General features: G+C 74.1%; 14 protein-coding genes. 6 read left to right on the plus strand and 8 right to left on the minus strand.

Going from position 1 to position 13,865, the window contains the following annotated elements; genetic code table 11:
* Window positions 1–164: 164 nt before the first annotated feature.
* A complete protein-coding gene (locus HF519_RS19215) occupies window positions 165–1,862 on the minus strand; it encodes an AMP-binding protein (protein ID WP_169414363.1) in 1,698 nt (565 codons plus the stop codon).
* Window positions 1,863–2,055: 193 nt separating this feature from the next.
* On the opposite strand from HF519_RS19215, the gene HF519_RS19220 reads away from it, so the two are divergent.
* The 4 genes from HF519_RS19220 to HF519_RS19235 all read left to right on the plus strand — a co-directional run bounded on the left by HF519_RS19220 (window position 2,056) and on the right by HF519_RS19235 (window position 5,474).
* The gene (locus HF519_RS19220) at window positions 2,056–2,598 is read left to right on the plus strand and encodes a hypothetical protein (RefSeq protein WP_169414364.1); all 543 of its coding nucleotides are present in this window, start codon (window positions 2,056–2,058) and stop codon (window positions 2,596–2,598) included.
* Window positions 2,599–3,114: 516 nt separating this feature from the next.
* The gene (locus HF519_RS19225) at window positions 3,115–3,531 is read left to right on the plus strand and encodes an SsgA family sporulation/cell division regulator (RefSeq protein ID WP_169414365.1); all 417 of its coding nucleotides are present in this window, start codon (window positions 3,115–3,117) and stop codon (window positions 3,529–3,531) included.
* A gap of 111 nt (window positions 3,532–3,642) precedes the next feature.
* Entirely contained in the window at window positions 3,643–4,713 is a 1,071-nt protein-coding gene (locus HF519_RS19230) for a phosphotransferase family protein (RefSeq protein WP_169414366.1), read from the plus strand.
* Window positions 4,710–5,474, plus strand: coding sequence for an SDR family NAD(P)-dependent oxidoreductase (locus HF519_RS19235; RefSeq protein WP_169414367.1), 765 nt, complete (start codon window positions 4,710–4,712; stop codon window positions 5,472–5,474). Before HF519_RS19230 ends, HF519_RS19235 begins: the two co-directional genes overlap by 4 nt.
* Window positions 5,475–5,510: 36 nt before the next feature.
* Here HF519_RS19235 and HF519_RS19240 read toward each other — a convergent pair whose 3' ends face one another.
* The 3 genes from HF519_RS19240 to HF519_RS30515 all read right to left on the minus strand — a co-directional run bounded on the left by HF519_RS19240 (window position 5,511) and on the right by HF519_RS30515 (window position 7,558).
* The gene (locus HF519_RS19240) at window positions 5,511–5,822 is read right to left on the minus strand and encodes a Rieske (2Fe-2S) protein (RefSeq protein ID WP_169414368.1); all 312 of its coding nucleotides are present in this window, start codon (window positions 5,820–5,822) and stop codon (window positions 5,511–5,513) included.
* A gap of 49 nt (window positions 5,823–5,871) precedes the next feature.
* On the minus strand, window positions 5,872–6,486 hold the full coding sequence (locus tag HF519_RS19245) for a DoxX family protein (protein ID WP_169414369.1): 615 nt from the start codon (window positions 6,484–6,486) through the stop codon (window positions 5,872–5,874).
* Between the two features lie 403 nt (window positions 6,487–6,889).
* A complete protein-coding gene (locus HF519_RS30515) occupies window positions 6,890–7,558 on the minus strand; it encodes a DUF5709 domain-containing protein (protein WP_211170259.1) in 669 nt (222 codons plus the stop codon).
* Between the two features lie 161 nt (window positions 7,559–7,719).
* On the opposite strand from HF519_RS30515, the gene HF519_RS19255 reads away from it, so the two are divergent.
* Together HF519_RS19255 and HF519_RS19260 are read left to right on the plus strand one after the other, a co-directional pair.
* Window positions 7,720–8,520 (plus strand): enoyl-CoA hydratase/isomerase family protein, encoded by an 801-nt coding sequence (locus tag HF519_RS19255; RefSeq protein WP_169414370.1) that lies wholly within the window; start codon window positions 7,720–7,722, stop codon window positions 8,518–8,520.
* A gap of 3 nt (window positions 8,521–8,523) precedes the next feature.
* Complete coding sequence (locus HF519_RS19260; RefSeq protein WP_169414371.1) at window positions 8,524–9,150, plus strand: TetR/AcrR family transcriptional regulator; 627 nt, start codon at window positions 8,524–8,526, stop codon at window positions 9,148–9,150.
* A 670-nt stretch (window positions 9,151–9,820) separates the two neighbouring features.
* Here the strand turns inward: HF519_RS19260 and HF519_RS19265 are convergent.
* The 4 genes from HF519_RS19265 to HF519_RS19280 all read right to left on the minus strand — a co-directional run.
* Window positions 9,821–10,312 (minus strand): (2Fe-2S)-binding protein, encoded by a 492-nt coding sequence (locus HF519_RS19265; RefSeq protein ID WP_169414372.1) that lies wholly within the window; start codon window positions 10,310–10,312, stop codon window positions 9,821–9,823.
* Window positions 10,312–11,133, minus strand: a complete 822-nt coding sequence (locus tag HF519_RS32975; RefSeq protein ID WP_169414373.1) for an FAD binding domain-containing protein — start codon at window positions 11,131–11,133, stop codon at window positions 10,312–10,314. Before HF519_RS32975 ends, HF519_RS19265 begins: the two co-directional genes overlap by 1 nt.
* Window positions 11,130–13,487, minus strand: a complete 2,358-nt coding sequence (locus HF519_RS19275) for a xanthine dehydrogenase family protein molybdopterin-binding subunit (protein ID WP_169414374.1) — start codon at window positions 13,485–13,487, stop codon at window positions 11,130–11,132. Before HF519_RS19275 ends, HF519_RS32975 begins: the two co-directional genes overlap by 4 nt.
* Before the next feature lie 55 nt (window positions 13,488–13,542).
* Window positions 13,543–13,865, minus strand: a 323-nt coding sequence (locus HF519_RS19280; RefSeq protein ID WP_169414375.1) for an SDR family NAD(P)-dependent oxidoreductase, incomplete at its 5' end; no start/stop codon positions are given.

Below are 13,865 nucleotides of genomic sequence, written 5' to 3' on the forward strand. Positions count from 1 at the left end.
CACCCCCCCTGCCCGGACGAGCCGGGCAGTCCCTTCTCGCCGACGCGAGCGGCGATCGGCATCTCCAGCGGCCGACGCAGATGCGCCCCGCTCCTGTGACCTCGGACCGCTCGTCCACGATCCGGTAGTACCCGCGCCGGCACCCGGCCGACGCGGGTGCCCCGCTAAAGGGTGAACTCGCCGGCCGGGGCCGCGGCGGGATCGGCGTGCAGTTCGCCTTCCCGCCCGCGCAGTTCGACCCGGCGGATCTTGCCCGAGATGGTCTTGGGCAGCTCCGCGAACTCCAGGCGGCGGATCCGCTTGTAGGGCGCGAGGTTGTCCCGGGCGAACTCCAGGATCGACCGGGCGGTGTCGGCGTCCGGCTCGTACCCGGCCGCCAGCACCACATAGGCCTTCGGCACGGCAAGGCGCACCGGGTCCGGCGACGGGACGACCGCCGCCTCGGCCACCGCCGGATGCTCGATGAGCACGCTCTCCAGCTCGAACGGGGAGATCCGGTAGTCGCTGGCCTTGAACACGTCGTCGGCGCGGCCGACGTAGGTGATGTAGCCGTCCGCGTCACGGGACCCGACGTCGCCGGTGTGGTAGTACCCGCCGGCCATCGCCTCGGCGTTGCGCTCCGGGTCGCCGTGGTAGCCGACCATCAGGCCCAGCGGGCGGCGCGCGAGGTCCAGGCAGATCTCGCCCTCCTCCGCCTTCTCCCCCGTCGCCGGGTCGATCAGCTCCACGTGGTAGCCCGGGATCGGGCGGCCCATCGAGCCGGGCTTGATCGACTGTCCGGGCGGGTTGCCGATCTGGACGCTCGACTCGGTCTGGCCGAACCCGTCGCGGATCCGGACGCCCCACGCCTTCTCGACCTGCTCGATGACCTCGGGGTTGAGCGGCTCACCCGCGCCGACGACCTTCTGCGGCGGGTTCTCCAGCTGGGAGAGATCGGCCTGGATGAGCATCCGCCAGACCGTCGGCGGGGCGCAGAAGCTGTCCACGCCGCAGCGGTCGAGCACCCCGAGCACGCTCTCGGCGTCGAAGCGGGCGTAGTTCATGACCAGCACGCACGCTTCGGCGATCCACGGCGCGAAGACGTTGCTCCACGCGTGCTTGGCCCAGCCCGGAGAGGAGATGTTGAGGTGCACGTCGCCCGGCTCGAGCCCGATCCAGTACATGGTCGACAGGTGCCCGACCGGGTACGACTCGTGCGTGTGCTCGACGAGCTTGGGCTTGGCCGTGGTGCCGGAGGTGAAGTAGAGCAGCAGCGTGTCCGAGGCACGGGTGACGCCGTCGGGGGTGAACGAATCGGCGGCGCGGTAGGCGTCGGTGTAGTCGTGCCAGCCCTCGGGCGCCCCGCGGACGGCGATGCGGGTGTAGTCGCCCGCGACGTCGTCGAACTTGCCGGTGTCGGCCGCTCCGACGATGACGTGCTTCGCCCCGCCGCGGTCGACCCGGTCGCGCAGGTCTGCGGCGTTGAGCAGCGTGGTGGCGGGGATGACGACCGCGCCGAGCTTCATCGCGGCCAGCAGCGTCTCCCACAGCTCGAGCTGGTTGCCGAGCATGAGGATGATCCGGTCACCGCGGGCGACGCCCCGCTCGCGCAGCCAGTTGGCGACCCGGTTCGAGCGCTGGGAGAGCTCGGCGAAGGTCCAGTGCGCCTCGGAGCCGTCACCCTCCACGATCCACAGCGCCCGCCGCGCCCCGCGCTCGGGGTCGGCGGCCACGGCGTCGAAGTGGTCGAGGGCCCAGTTGAACTCGTCCAGCTCGGGCCAGCGGAAGTCCCGGTAAGCGGTGTCGTAGTCCTCGCGGTGCGCGAGCAGGAACTCCCGCGCCGCGTAGAAGGCCTGCGCGCCGGTGCTGCCGTCGTCGCTCATCTGCCACCTCGGATGCTCGTCGCCACTCTGCTGCGGGCACCCTAACGACGGCCCGGTTCCACCGGACGCCCGATCCCGTCCCACGGCCCTCCATCACCAGGACGGATCAACCCATGTGGACCGGAGCGGCCCACCCGGACGCGCCGACGCGCGCAGGCACCCTGCGGTGTGCGGGGAAACTAGCGTCCCCGCCGTGACTGTGCTGAAGCCCGGGCGCACCATGGCCCTCCTCCTTCTCGCGGGTCTGCTCGCCGGGTGCGGAGGCTCCGACCAGCAGACCGCTCCGGCCCCTGCTCCGCCGGCCGCTCCGAGCACCACGGCGACCGCCACGCCGAGCCCCGAACCCTCCGCCGGCGCCACCCCCGGGCCGACCAGCGCCACGCCGCGGGCCGGCGGTGGCAGCGGTGGCAGCGGTGGCGCTGGCGGCGGTGGCGGCGCCCACGAGGGACGGTCCGGGGCGACGCTGCTGTGGCCGGTCACCGACCCCGCCGAGGTGGCGCCGCTGCAGGCCCGGGTGGACGGCGGCGCCCAGCCGTGGTTGCTCGATCCGGCCGAGGTGGCGGTCGCCTTCGCGGGCGCGACCTACGGGTGGGGCGCACCGGAGGCCGGGTCGGTCAGCGGCGGCACGGTCGTGGTGAACGACGCCGCGGGGGGCCGCGCCACCGTCACCGTCGTCCAGCCCGGCCGCACCGGCGCGACCGGGATCTGGGTGGTGAGCGCAGCGTCCCGATCATGAGCACCTCCTGAGCCGATCCGGCCGCCGGTGTGCGCGGTCGTGGGGATCACCACGGCGGTGCGGCCGACAGGCCTGCCGCACCGCGCGGGCGTCCCGGGGTGGCCGGACCGCGCCGCTCCCGGAACGCGCTGCGGTGCGACGCCGCCCGGACGTCCGCCCCGCCGCGGCGCGGATGCCCCACGGGCGTCCGGAAGCCTCGCCGGACCGACCTGCCGTGCCCGGGCGACCCTCGACGCCGACGCCCGGTTGCGACGCGAACCGGCCGGACCCCACTGCTGCCGGCCGACCACCTGCTGCTGCCCGACGGCACCATCCACGGTGCCGACCGGGTCCGCGACGCGGTCGCGCCCTACCTGCCCGCGGGCGGCCGAACCCCCCGTCCTCCATCCGGGGCATCACGGCCGTCACTTGTTCGAGTGAACACGGCTTCGAAGTGCTGCGTTCCGGGCCCCACCGGCGATTCCCTCTACGACGCTGTCCGAACACGGATGGCACAGCACGCGCCAGGGGGCGACGATGACGACCAGCGACTCGGTCCAGCAGGACATGTTCACCGTGCTGCACGGGCAGCCCGCGCCGGTCGTGACCCGGTGGAGCTACAGCGCGGCCGACCCGTTCGCGGTCACGCTCGCGGTCCGGACCAGGCACGATAGGTGGGTCGAGTGGCTGGTGGCCCGTGACCTGGTCATCGACGGGCTTACCGGACCGGCCGGTTACGGCGACATCCGGATGAGCCCGCAGGTGGTGCAGGGCTACGACATCGTCGAGATCGAGATCGGTTCCAGCTCGGGACGCGCGGTGCTCGAGGTCGACCGGGACCTGCTGCGGCACTTCATCGACGCCACGCTCGAGGTGGTTGCACTCGGTGACGAGTCCGACCGCATGGACCTCGACGGGGAGATCGCAAAGATCACCAGCAGCTGCGCGGAGTGACCGCGCCGGTCGTCCCGGCCGCGCTCCCACCACGCCTCCGGCGGGTCCTGACGATCATCAGGACCCGCCGCCGTGCGTTCAGGGCCGGGCGGTCGGCTAGCGTCGGCGCACATGAGCACCGCCGAAGGGGCCCGCCCGGTGATCGGCCCCGATGAGACGGCCGCCGGCGTGCAGGCCTGGGCGCGCGCGACGATCGACCCCGGTGCCACGGTCGAGGGCGCCTGGCCGATGCCCGGCAACGCCGGCCTGAGCTTCGGCTGCGACGTGCGGACCGCTACTGCCGCCACGGGAGTACTGCCCCTGGTCGTGCGGCTCGCCCCACCCGGCGTGCGGCGCCGCGGCAACACCGATGTTCTGCGCCAGGTCCCGCTGCTGCGGGCACTGACCGCCGGCGGGGTGCCCGTTGCCGCGGTGCGGTTCGCGACCGGCGACCCGCGCTGGTTCGGCACCGATGCGATCGTGCAGGACCGGCTCGACGCGCTGCCGCTGCACATGAGCGCGCCCGAGCTGAGCGTGGCCCCCGGCGCCGGGGTCGACCCGCTCCCCTACCTCGGGCAGGCCATCGACGCGCTCGCCGCCGTCCACGCGGTGCCCGCGCCCGACGGCTGGGAGTCGCCGCGGCCGCCGGCCGACGAGATCGCCTTCTGGGCACCGCTGCTCGACCGGGCCGACGACCCGGCATGGCGGCGCGACGGGGAGGCGCTGCGCGACGCGCTGCTCGTGGCACCGCCGTCCGACCCGCGTGTCGGGATCTTCCACGGCGACTTCCACACCAACAACGTGCTCTACGACGCCTCGGGCGCGCTCGCCGCGATCGTCGACTGGGAGATCGCCGGCATCGGCGCCCAGCTGCTCGACCTGGGCTGGCTCGCCATGTTCACCGACCCCGCGTCCTGGCACCCGAGCCACGCCGAGCGGATGCGCGTGGTCGCCGACGCCGACTGGCTGCGCGCGCGCTACGAGCGGGCCACCGGCCGCGACACGCCGCGCTTCGACTGGTTCCGGGCCCTGGCCTGCTACCGGTTCGGTGCCATCTCGGTGTTGAACGTCCGGCTGCACCGCACCGGCAAGCGCGTCGACGACAGCTGGGAGCGGTTCGCGCTGTCGATCGGCCCGCTGTTCCACCGCGGGCTGGCGCTGCTGGCCGGCGAGTCCGCCGACGACACCACAGGAGAACGGTGAGCACGCAGACACCCGCGAACGGCTTCGATCTGACCGGCAAGGTCGCCCTGATCACCGGTGGCAGCCGGGGGCTCGGCCGGGAGATGGCGCTGGCCTTCGCCGGCGCCGGCGCGGACGTCGCCGTCGCCTCCCGGAACCTGGCGGCGTGCGAGGCTGTGGCCGACGAGATCCGCGCGCTGGGCCGCGAGTCCTTCGCGTACGCCTGCCACCTCGGCCGCTGGGAGCAGGTCGGCGAGCTGGCCGACGCCGTCCTCGACCGCTTCGGCCGGGTGGACGTCCTGGTCAACAACGCCGGCAAGTCCCCGCTCTACGACGATCTCGCCGACGTCAGCGAGGCCATGTACGACAGCGTGCTCGACCTGAACCTCAAGGGGCCGTTCCGGTTGACCACGCTGCTGGCCGGCCGGATGCGCGACGGCGGCGGCGGTTCGGTGATCAACGTGTCGAGCGTCGCGGCGATCCGGCCGGACCCGAGCGCGGCGCCCTACAGCGCGGCCAAGGCCGGGCTGAACGCGCTGACCGTCGCGCTGGCCCACGCCTACGGACCGGCGGTGCGGGTCAACGCGATCATGCCCGGCGCGTTCGCCACCGACATCAGCACCCACTGGGACGACGAGGTTCGCACGACACTGGCCGGGCGGGCCGCGCTGAACCGGGTCGGCCGTCCCTCGGAGATCACCGGCGCGGCGCTCTACCTGGCCAGCGACGCCGCCAGCTTCACCACCGGCAGCGTGCTGACGGTGGACGGCGGGACGCGGTAGCGCACCCGCCGCTGCGGGAGGCCGTTCGGGGCGCGATCAGTCGAGGTCGATCGCGCCGCCGGTCACGGTGATCGGGCGTCGAGGCAGTGGCTCTGTCGCCGGGCCTCCCGCGACGGAGCCGTCGGCGATGCGGAACCGGCTGCCGTGGCAGAAGCAGTTGATCGTCCCGCCGGCCACGGCCCGGACCGGGCAGCCCTGGTGGGTGCAGGTCGCGCTGAACGCGAGGAACACCCCCGCGGCCGGCTGGGTGATCACGACCCCGCGATCGCGGAAGACCACGCCACCGCCCACGGGGATCGCGGCCGTGGTGGTCAGTGGGCCGGCGGTGCCGGCGTCGTCGGCTGCCATGGTCCGTTCATCGAAACAGAAGGCACCCGATTCAGCACAGGTCCGGGGCTCAGCAGCCGGACGATCCCGATCCCCGATGCGGGGTGGGATCGGAGCTCGCTGCCGCCGGAGTGGCCGGGCTGTCTGCTGCCGCCCGGGCCGCCGGCTCGGCCTGCCGGGCGGCGACCGCCCGGCGCCGGCGCTGCACGAGCACCGCCGAGAGCACCGAGGACGCCAGCAGACCGGCTCCCGCCATCCAGGGCCGGTTCAGCCGGTCCCCGAGCACCGCGTCGAGCGACCAGTCCCCCGGCCCCGTCAGGGACAGCGCGGCCGACGAGAGGCCGAGCAAGGCCGGGTACTCGTATCCGCCGTCGGCGGCGAAGAAGCCGTTGGGGGCGTGAACCGACGCTGCCGCGATCATCGTGCCCGCGGCGACCGAACCGGCGACCGGAGTGGCCAGTCCGAGCGCGATCAGGGTGCCCCCACCCGCTTCGGCGACCCCCGCGGCCATCGCGTTGGCCCGGCCCGGTTGGAACCCCATCTGGTCGAAGGCGCCCGCGCTCCCCTCGATCCCGTGGCCACCGAACCACCCGAACAGCTTCTGCGCGCCATGGGCGAACAGCACTCCCCCGACTCCGGCGCGCAGCGTGAGCAGACCGAGATTCTGCGCTGGCGTGAATCCCATGGCGTTCCTCCCCTTCCCGACGGCTCGCCCGGCGGGATGCCCACACCACGGGCGTTCATGCCCCGGGCCCCGCTGACGTCGGTCCACCGCCGGCCGTCGTGCGGCCGGGCGGACCCCGGCCGGCGCGGTTCGGGGGGCGCGGTTCCTGGGGCGCCGGTACGCGGTGCTGCGGTGGGCGCCGGCGCCGCGGCGCCTTCTGCCCCTGCGGGTCCCTGCCCCGGCTTCCCCGCCGCCCGCCCGATCCGGGAAAGCGGGCGGTGGCGTGCTGGTCGCCGGCACGAAAGGCCCGCCCGTAGGACGCGAGCCCGCCGGCGGCCGTGTCCGGTTCCCCACGGGGCGGGGCGAGCGGGCCGGCCCGGGCCCGCGTTCCTGGCTCGCACCGCGGCCCGACGGGGACCGGTCGCTACCGGATCGCGTCGGGCCCGGCGTCGGTGCGCCCGGACGCCGGAGCGGCGGCCCCGGCAGCATCCGGTACGGCGTCGATGGCGGACGCGGCGTCCGCCCCGCCGGCCCCGACCGCCCGGTGGTCGCGGTCCCGGCCGGCGATCGGGTCGCCGTCCGCCTCGGCGTCACGGGCCGCGTCCCGCGCGGCCCGCTCGGCCCGGGCCCCGGTGTCGAGGTTGTCCGCGACCTCCGGGTCCTCCATCGGGCTGTCGTCGACGACCGGCGCCAGTTCGATGTCGTCGGCGTCGACGCGATGCACGGCTGCCTCCTCGGCTGATGCGGCGCCCCCGTCGATCCCGACGTCGACCGCGTCGTCGTCGTCCGCGGGCTCGCCCGTCGGGGCGGACTCGGCCGCGGTGAGCCGGCCCGCCCGGTCCGGGTCGACGACGTCCCGGTCGTCCTCGGGGCGCTCGCGGCGCAATCGCTCGTCCAGGGTGTCGCCCGCACGTGCCCCGGCCCTGGTGACCTCGTCCTCGTCCAGGACGTACGGACGGTCCGGGGGCACGTAACCGGCATCCAGCCCGTCGACGTCCTCGGGCGGACCCGCCGTCGTGTAGGAGTTCTCCAGGTGCAAGGTGTCGGCCAGGTCGGGAGCCTCCGGCTGCTCCTCGTAGTCACGCTGCGCCATCAGGCTCGTTCCTCTCCGTTCTTGGGGTACGCAGGCCGCGTACCCAGGACCGCCCGGAAGCACACCGGTACGGGTGGTCGCACAACCCGGCGGCGCGGTCCGGGACATCGGGCGGGCCCCGGATGTGTTCTGATCGGCGCAGTACCGCACGAGGAGGAACGATGACGTCATCCGCGCCGGAGCAGACCGCCGCGCCGATCACCGTGGAGCGCACGCCGGACGGGGTCGCCGTCGTGGAACTGCACCGGCCCCCGCACAACTACTTCGACGTGCCGCTCGTCCAGCAGATCGCCGAGGCCTACGCGGAGCTGGACGACGACGCGGACGTCCGCGCGATCGTGCTGTGCAGCGAGGGCCGCAACTTCTGCGCCGGGGCCAACTTCGGCGGGGACGGCGAGCGCACCGCCGGGATCTCGACCGACGTCGCGGGCTCGCTCTACGCCGAGGCGGTGCGTCTGTTCTCCGTGCGCACACCCGTGGTCGCCGCGGTGCAGGGCATCGCGATCGGCGGGGGGCTGGGGCTGGCCGTGTCGGCCGACTTCCGGGTGGCCGGCCCCGGAACCCGGTTCTGCGCGAACTTCTCCCGCCTGGGCCTGCACCAGGGCTTCGGGCTGTCGGTGAGCCTGCCCCGGGTCGTCGGGCGGCAGCACGCGCTCGACATGCTCGTCACCGGGCGGCGGGTCGGTGGCGAGGAGGCCTTCCGTTTCGGGCTCGTCGACCGGCTCGTGGCCGATGGTGAGATCCGCGGCCGGGCGCTGGAGCTCGCCGCCGAGATCGCCTCCGTCGCGCCGCTCGCCGTACGCAGCATCCGCGCGACAATGCGGGCCGGGCTCGCCGACGAGATCGCCGCGATCACCGAGCACGAGGCGGCCGAACAGCTCTGGCTGCGCGGGACGGGCGACTTCGCCGAGGGCGTCGCCGCGTCGCTCGAACGCCGCGAACCGCACTTCACGGGGAGGTGAGTGATGACCTTGGGGAACGACACCGTCCACCCGTCCGAGCCGACGTCCGAGCCCGCCCGCCGGCCGGCCCGGCCCCGCGACTCGGCCGCGACGAAGCGAGCCCTGCTCGAAGCGGCCCAGGAGCTGTTCGCCAGCGTGGGCTACGACGCCACCACGGTGCGGGCGGTCGCCGAACGGGCCGGGGTCAACCAGGCACTGCTGTTCCGGCACTTCGGCAACAAGGAGGCGCTGTTCGCCGAGGCCGTCTCCGGGCAGGCCATGGAACTGCTGAACGAGGGCCCGCCCCAGGATCTGCTGCGCCGCATCCTCGACTCGATGCTCTCCGAGGACACCTCCGGTGCCGAGCTGTTCTTCTCGGTGCTGCGCTCGGCCGGGAACTCCGACGCCACCGCGGCGCTGCGGGCCGAACTGGGCGCCGGATACGGCAGTGCGTTCGCCTCCCTGGTGTGCACCGACGACCCCGCCGACGCCGCGCTGCGGGCCGAGCTGCTGCTGGCCTGGCTGCTCGGGATCGGGCTGCTGCGCACGGTGCTGCGCACCGAGTCGATGGCCGGGGCGGACCCGGAGGTCGTCAGCCGGCACGTGGAGCGGGCCGCGACGGCGCTGCTGGGACCCGCCGCGTCCGATTGACGCGGGATCGACCCGTTCCTACGGTCGATTTGTGAGCGTCGTTTCCACATCGGACGGATCGGGGATCACCTGACAACCGGACGCGCGGCGACGACACCGGCGACGACGATCGCGGCGGGTCTCCCGGCCGCCCGGGACTACCCCGTCGCCGACGCCGAGGCGCTCGACCTCGGCCCGCTCTACGCGGGCCTGAGCCGCGACGAGCCGGCCTCCCGGGTCCGGCTGCCCTCCGAGGGCCCAGGCCTGGCTCGCGGTCCGCTACGACGACGTGCGCACCGCCGGCCGCTCCGAGGTCCAGCCGGGCGGCGGCCGTCGGCGCCGACGTGCCCCGGCAGCACCCCGAGATCGACCAGGCCGGCCCGATCCTCTACATGGACCCGCCCGAGCACACCAGGCTCCGCAAGCCGGTGGCCACGGCCTTCACCGCCCGCCGGGCTGCAGGTCGCGATCGGTGCCCTGCTGAGCGGGTTCCCGGATCTGCGGCTCGCCGTTCCGGCCGCGGACGTCGAGTGGAAGACCGGTGGGCTCGTCCGCGGGCCGCACGCTACCGGTGAGCTGGGGATCCGGTCGGGGCTGGGGGTTGGCCGGTGTCCGTCGACGGCGGGCACCGGGGCGGTGAGGCCCGCCCGATCGACTCGTGATCACCGTCCTGCGGCCGGGCAGGGCCCGGTCAGGGCCGGTCAGGGGGCCGGGACGCATCTCGCATCGTCGACGACGCCGCCTCGACCGCGTCGACGATCCCCGTGTAGCCGGTGCAGCGGCAGATGTTGCCCGACATCTCCGCGCGGATGGTCTCCCGGCTCGGGTCCGGATCGGTCTCGAGCAGGTGCAGCGCGCTGATCAGCATCCCCGGGGTGCAGAACCCGCACTGCAGCCCGTGGTGGGCGACGAACGCCTCCTGCACCGGGTGCAGCGTGCCGTCGTCCCCCGCGAGCCCCTCGACCGTGGTGACCGAGCACCCGTCGGCCTGCACGGCGAACATCAGGCAGGCCCGCGCGGGCTCGCCGTCGACGAGCACCGTGCACGCACCGCACACGCCGTGCTCGCAACCGAGATGGGTGCCGGTGAGGCCGAGGTCCTCGCGCAACGCGTCGGCCAGGGTGCGGCGGGGTTCGATGTCGAGCCGGTGCTGCTCGCCGTTCACGCTGACGGTGACGTCCATCAGTTCGCTCCTGTTCCGACGCCGGCCTGCGCGAGCGCCCGGCGCACCATCTCCCCGGCGATCGCCCGCCGGTAGTCGGCCGAGCCGTGCAGGTCGCCGGTGGGCCGCAGGTCCTCGGCCGCGGCGCGCCCGGCTTCAGCCGCCGGCCCGCCGGCGGCCAGCACCGCCTCCGCCCGCGAGGCCCGTACCGGGACCGGCGCGGCCCCGCCCACGGTGACCCGGATCTCGCCCTCGATCTCGGCGACGACGGCGGTGACCAGCGCGAAGTCGCCGTGCCGACGGGCGAACTCGGCGAAGCCCCAGCGGGCGGGGACCGGCAGATCGAGCCCGGTGATCATCTCGTCCTCACCCAGCCCCGTCATCAACGCACCGACGAACAACTCCGTGGCCGGCACCGACCGCTCACCGGCCGGGCCGGCGACGTGCACGGTCGCGCCGCAGCCCACGGCCACCGCCGGCAGCTCGGCCGCCGGGTCGGCGTGCGCGATGCTGCCGCCGGCCGTGCCCCGGGTCCGGATCGCGGCGTGCCCGATCCAGCGGGCCGCCTCGGCCAGCAGCGGGTGCTCGGTCTGCGCGACGAGTGCGCTGTGCCGGGTCAGCGCCCCGATCCGCACCGAGCCGTCGTTCCGGGCCACCCCGTCCAGATCGGGGATCCGGTTGACGTCGACGAGCACGGCCGGCCGCGCCATGCGCAGCGCGAGGATCGGGACCAGGCTCTGACCGCCGGCAAGGATCTTGCCCTCGCCGTCGGTGTCGCGCAGCACGGTCACCGCCTCGGCGACGCTACCGGCCCGCACGTACTCGAACGGTGCACACTTCACGAACCGGCCTCCTGTCCGCGCATCAGCGACCACACGGTGGCCGGGGTGATCGGCAACGTGTCGACCGCGACGCCCAGCGCGTCGCCCAGGGCCCCGGCGAGGACGGCGTTGGGCCCGAGGGTGCCGCCCTCGCCGACGCCGCGGACCCCGAGCGGGTTGGCCGCGGGACGGGCGAGGTGGCCGATGGTCAGCTCCGGGATCTCGGCGCTGGTGGGCATCAGGTAGTCCAGCAGGGTCCCGGTGGACAGGTTGCCGTCCTCGTCGTAGACCAGGTGCTCATACAGCGCCCCGCCGATGCCCTGGGCGATCGACCCGGCGATCTGCCCGTCCACGATCTGCGGGTGCATCACCCGCCCGGCGTCCTCCACGCACACATAGGAGAGGATCCGCAGCTCCCCGGTGGTGCGGTCCACCTCGACCGCGGCGGCCTGCGCCCCGGCGGCGAACGCGCCCCGGACCGGGTCGTAGAACTGCGTGGCCTCCAGGCCGGGCTCGATCCCGGCGGGCAGCCGGTTGGACTCCAGATACGCCACCCGCGCCACCTCGGCCACGCTGAGCCGCGGCGTCGGCTCGCCGACCACGCGGATCTGCCCGCCCTCGATCCGCAGATCCTCGACGGCGGCCTCCAGCAGCCCGGCCGCCAACGCCAACACCTTGTCCCGGACCGCGACCGCGCTGCGGTGCGCGGCCCCACCGCCGATCACCGCCTGCCGCGAGGAGAACGCCCCGAACCCCCACAGCGAGGTGTCGGTGTCCCCGATCCGGACCTCGACCTCGTCGTAGCCCACCCCGAGCCCGTCGGCCACGATCTGGGCCACCGTGGTCTCCAGACCCTGGCCCTGCGAGGTCACCCCGGAAAACACCGTGACTTTGCCGTCCGGGTTGACCCGCACCGTGCACGCGTCGTGCCCGGTGCGAAACGGCATCCGCGGCCCCGCGCTCGCGGCCCGGCCCAGCCCGGTCAGCTCGTTGTAGACCGCGAACCCGATCCCGATGGGTGCCCCACCCTCGGCCCGGCGGCGCGCCTGCTCGGCCCGCCACTGCTCATAGCCCAGCGCCTCCAGCGCGGCGTCCAGGCACGCCCCGTAATGCCCGGAGTCATCCACCAGCCGCGAGGGCATCGTGTACGGGATGTCCTGCGGCCGGATCAGGTTGCGGCGCCGGATGTCCACCCCGGACAGGCCCAGCTCCCGGGCCGCGGCGTCGAGCACGGTCTCCATCGCGAACACACTCGCCGGGCGGGCCACCCCCCGATACGGCCCCGACGGCGCGGTGTTCGTCGCGACCCCGCGCACCGTGCACCGGTAGTTGTCCAGCCGGTACGGCCCGGACAGCAGCCCGCCGGCCATCAGCGGCTCGATCCCGGCCGTCCACGGATACACCGAGTACGCCCCCACGTTGCAGGACACATCGGCCTGCACCCCGAGCAGCGCGCCGTCGGAGGCGAACCCCGCGGAGATCAGATACCGGTGGTCGCGGGCGTGCGTGGCCGCGGCCAGGTGCTCCACCCGGTCCTCCACCCACTTCACCGGCACCCCGGGCATCCCCCGCGCGATCAGGCACAGCGCCACGTCCTCCGGATACAGCACCGCCTTCACCCCGAACCCGCCACCGACGTCGGGGGCGATCACCCGCACGTTGCCCTCGGGCAGATCCAGCAGCTCGGCGAGCATGTTGCGGACGATGTGCGGCACCTGCGTGCCCGACCAGAACGTCAGCTTGCGCTCCGCGGCGTCCCACAACGCCACCCCGGCCCGGCACTCCATCGGGTTCCCGGCGTGCCGGTTGGTGACCAACTCCCGCTCCACCACCACCGCCGCCGCGGCGAACGCCGCCTCCACCGACCCGGCCTCGAACCGGCGCTCCAGCAACACGTTGTCCGGCGCCGCCGCGTGCACCGGCACCTGCGGCGCCGCCCAGGCGCACACCGTGGCCGGCAGCGGGTCGTAGTCCACCTCGACCAGCTCGCAGGCGTCCTCGGCCCGGTACCGGTCGCCGGCCACCACCGCGGCCACCGGCTCCCCGGCGAAACGCACCTTCCCCCACGCCAGCACCGGCTGGTCGGTCTCCACATACGACGGCAACGCCGAACGCGCCCGCAACACCACACCGGCGAAGTCCGCCCCGGTGAACACCCGATACCCGGCATCCACCGCGGCCGCGGTGTCCACCCCGGTGATCCGGGCATGCCCCATCGGGCTACGCACAAACGCCACATGCCGCATCCGCGGCAACTGCAGATCCGAGACAAACCGGCCATGCCCGGTGACCAGCCGCCGGTCCTCCTTACGCCGCACACTCCGCCCCAGGCTGCCGGTGCCACCGGCGCCGGCCGTGTCCTCAGCGTCGCTCATCGTCGTTCTCTCCGATCAGGGCTGGAGTCGATCACAGCTCCGCTCACGGCCCCGCTCATGGCATCGCGTAGCCGCCGTTGACCGAGACCACCTGACCGGTGGTCCAGGACGACAGCGGCGACGCCAGCAGCAACACCATCGGGGTGATGTCATCCGGGTGCCCGAGCCGACGCAGCGGATACTGCGCCAGGATCTTGCGCATCCGCTCGTCCTCGGACCCACCCGCGTGCGCATCGAAGTTGTCGGTGCGCACCAACGCCAACGACACCGCATTCGCCCGAATCCCGAACCGGGCCAACTCCTTGGCCAACGACCGGGTCAACCCCACCGTGGTCGACCGCGCCGTCGCCGTCACCAGCAACCCGGACTCCCCCACCC

This window comes from Pseudonocardia bannensis, from assembly GCF_012911875.1.
Lineage (GTDB): Bacteria > Actinomycetota > Actinomycetes > Mycobacteriales > Pseudonocardiaceae > Pseudonocardia > Pseudonocardia bannensis.